Origin of the sequence: Okeania sp. SIO2C2 (genome assembly GCF_010692625.1) — a bacterium.
Classification (GTDB): domain Bacteria; phylum Cyanobacteriota; class Cyanobacteriia; order Cyanobacteriales; family Microcoleaceae; genus Okeania; species Okeania hirsuta.
In genome coordinates this window covers 1-2,853 of record NZ_JAAHGM010000143.1, presented here as the reverse complement: position 1 = coordinate 2,853, position 2,853 = coordinate 1, and the positions used below count along the sequence as shown (strand labels likewise).

Annotated in this window: 2 protein-coding genes; one reads left to right on the top strand and one right to left on the bottom strand. The window is 41.9% G+C overall.

Features of this window, described 5'->3' with window-relative positions; translation table 11 throughout:
* Window positions 1-308: 308 nt before the first annotated feature.
* Window positions 309-899 carry a chromophore lyase CpcT/CpeT gene (locus F6K18_RS35895; RefSeq protein ID WP_287528126.1) on the bottom strand — a complete coding sequence of 197 codons (591 nt, stop codon included), beginning with the start codon at window positions 897-899 and terminating at the stop codon, window positions 309-311.
* A gap of 555 nt (window positions 900-1,454) precedes the next feature.
* Here F6K18_RS35895 and F6K18_RS35890 point away from each other — a divergent pair.
* The coding region (locus tag F6K18_RS35890; RefSeq protein ID WP_287528124.1) for a hypothetical protein at window positions 1,455-2,853 on the top strand (1,399 nt) is incomplete at its 3' end.

The following is a 2,853-nucleotide window of genomic DNA, read 5'->3' as shown; positions in this document are numbered from 1 at the left end:
TATAATCTGACTTTGACAACTCGTAACATATTAGAGTTAATTGAATTAGCTATAAACTATAGTAGCGCAATAGTATATTGATTTAAACCACAAATCCATTTGTCAATTTTCGGGGCATTGAATCCCTGAATTGACCCGCCTATCCCATACGACGCTCACCTATCGGTAGAGCGCGGGGCTTCTCGGCGGAATAGCTAAAAATTCTAATGAATAAGTCTTATTACCCTAATGAACTTTGATTCCCAGTATCTGTGTTAATACTGCTAATTATTTAGAGAAGTAGCAAATTTTCTTATATTTAAGAAGATTTATAAAGTAACTTCGTTGGCAAAGCTAGCCCAACGAATAAATTCAAAAGGCCCAGCAATTGCTCCCCAGATATGCTCATCAGTTTCAGGGTTGCGACCTCGGTCATGGCTAATAAATTTATGTTCATCTATCTCAAAATGGCTATCTAAGTAGGTAGTTTGGCCTTTGCGGACTACAGTACAAGCTTTTCCTGGTTCTACCTCACCTTTAAAGCTATGACCTGTCCACTTTGTAATAAAGTTACAGCCAGGTAGTTTCTTTATTTGTTCAGTTTTGAATGCTTGTAAGCGTTGAGGATCGCGAGAAGCTCCGTAAAATGCTTCTTCTTGATCTATGGCGTAGTTTTCAATATCGATATGGTCTGCTGCAGGGACTAATTTTAGTATTCGGACTCGGTAGGGTTGATTGAGGGTAATGTCGTAAGCTTGCTCTAAATAGAGGCTGAGTCCATTTAAGAGTTCATAGGGAAGTGGACGCATACAAACGCGAATGTGGGCAAAGAGGGGAGGGTTTTCAAAGGCTTGTTGTTGGTTACTAAAGTCGGCTGCTAACCAACGTGCCAAGGTAAGAATGTCTGTTGAGTTAGTCATTTTGATTGAGTGTAAATTCAGAATTAGAGTTCAAAAGAAAATCTTAATAGTTTAAGTATTGTGTTATGTATTTTGTCATTAGGGAACTTTAGAAAAAAATCAACGTCCTTAAATTTATTTATTTTTTTTAGTTTAGATATTGAAATGTTTCTTGAATCGTTTCTTTTACATAATATTAAAGTGCACAGTATCTCATGGAATTAATATAGGTATTCAGTAAATTATTGAGACTAAAAAAATTATAAGCTGGAATGGTATCTGATGTGTTTGCATTTATAAAACCCTCAAAGATTAATAGCTTTAGAGAATTTTAGTTTGAAAGTTTTTAAATATAGCATCTATTTAAATCAAAGTTAAGTATAAATTTTTTCTGCCTTTGAATTCAAGAAAAATTTAGCTTTGGATAGCATAAATATTTGGCCAGTTAATAAATTTAGAATTACTTAAATGTACCTAGTATGTCTATAGCTATAAATATATAATTATTATTTTCAAAAGTGAAATTCTCACTTATAATTTGGGAGAAATTATTTTATTTATTGAGAAAAATAGCCAATGGACGGTTCTCCTAACTTTTTTCAGGAACCGAGCACACTTTCGGTTCCTCTTCCACTTGGTAATTCGGCTGAGGAAAACTTAGTCTTATTCTTCTCTGAAGATGCTTTGAGCAATGAAGGAGAAATAGCACTACAGGATGTCAGTGTAGAGATCAAAACTAACGATGAAATCCAGACATTATTTGACAATGAAATTGCATTTATACAGCCTGGTCCTGAAACTTTAGCAGGCTCAAATTTAAGAGATTTATTTATTCCAGATGAAGATAGCGAAAGCGATGTAGTAACTTCGTTTGCAGATAATAATCAGGATGGGTTACAAATTCCATTCCTATTGGATGGGGTGATAGCTAATGAATTACAAATATCAGATATAGAAATAGCTGGCAAAAAATACCTAGAAGTCAAAGCAGTAGGTGAAGATGCTCAGACTTACAGAGTATTAGCACTATTAGAAAAAAATGATTCTTTGATCACAGCCCAACAAATTCAACCTCCAGATGCCGTACAACAAGTCGTTCCTAATCAAATTGAAACCCTTGTACCTGGACAACCAACAACTGTACCTGGTTTTGAGTTAGTCCCTGGGCCATCAATTCCTTCTAATCAGTTTGTAGAAGTTCCTATTCCACTAATACCTGGTGCTCCTGGTCCTGTAGGTCCTGTAGGTCCTGTAGGTCCTGCTGGTGTTCCTGGTCCTGCTGGTGCTGTAGGTCCCGTAGGTCCTGCTGGAGCAGATGGTGCTCCTGGTCCTGCTGGTGTTCCTGGTCCCATAGGTCCTGCTGGAGCAGATGGTGTTCCTGGTCCCGTAGGTCCTGCTGGTGCTGTAGGTCCTGTAGGTCCTGCTGGAGCAGATGGTGCTCCTGGTCCTGCTGGTGTTCCTGGTCCCGTAGGTCCCGTAGGTCCTGTAGGTCCTGCTGGAGCAGATGGTGCTCCTGGTCCTGCTGGTGTTCCTGGTCCTGTAGGTCCCGTAGGTCCTGCTGGAGCAGATGGTGCACCTGGTCCCGTAGGTCCCGTAGGTCCTGTAGGTCCTGCTGGTGTTCCTGGTCCTGCTGGTGCTGTAGGTCCTGTAGGTCCTGCTGGAGCAGATGGTGCTCCTGGTCCTGCTGGTGTTCCTGGTCCCGTAGGTCCCGTAGGTCCTGTAGGTCCTGCTGGTGTTCCTGGTCCTGCTGGTCCCGTAGGTCCCGTAGGTCCTGCTGGAGCAGATGGTGCTCCTGGTCCTGCTGGTGTTCCTGGTCCCATAGGTCCTGTAGGTCCTACTGGTGTTCCTGGTCCTGCTGGTGCTGTAGGTCCTGTAGGTCCTGCTGGAGCAGATGGTGCTCCTGGTCCTGCTGGTGTTCCTGGTCCCGTAGGTCCCGTAGGTCCTGTAGGTCCTGCTGGAGCAGATGGTGCTCCTG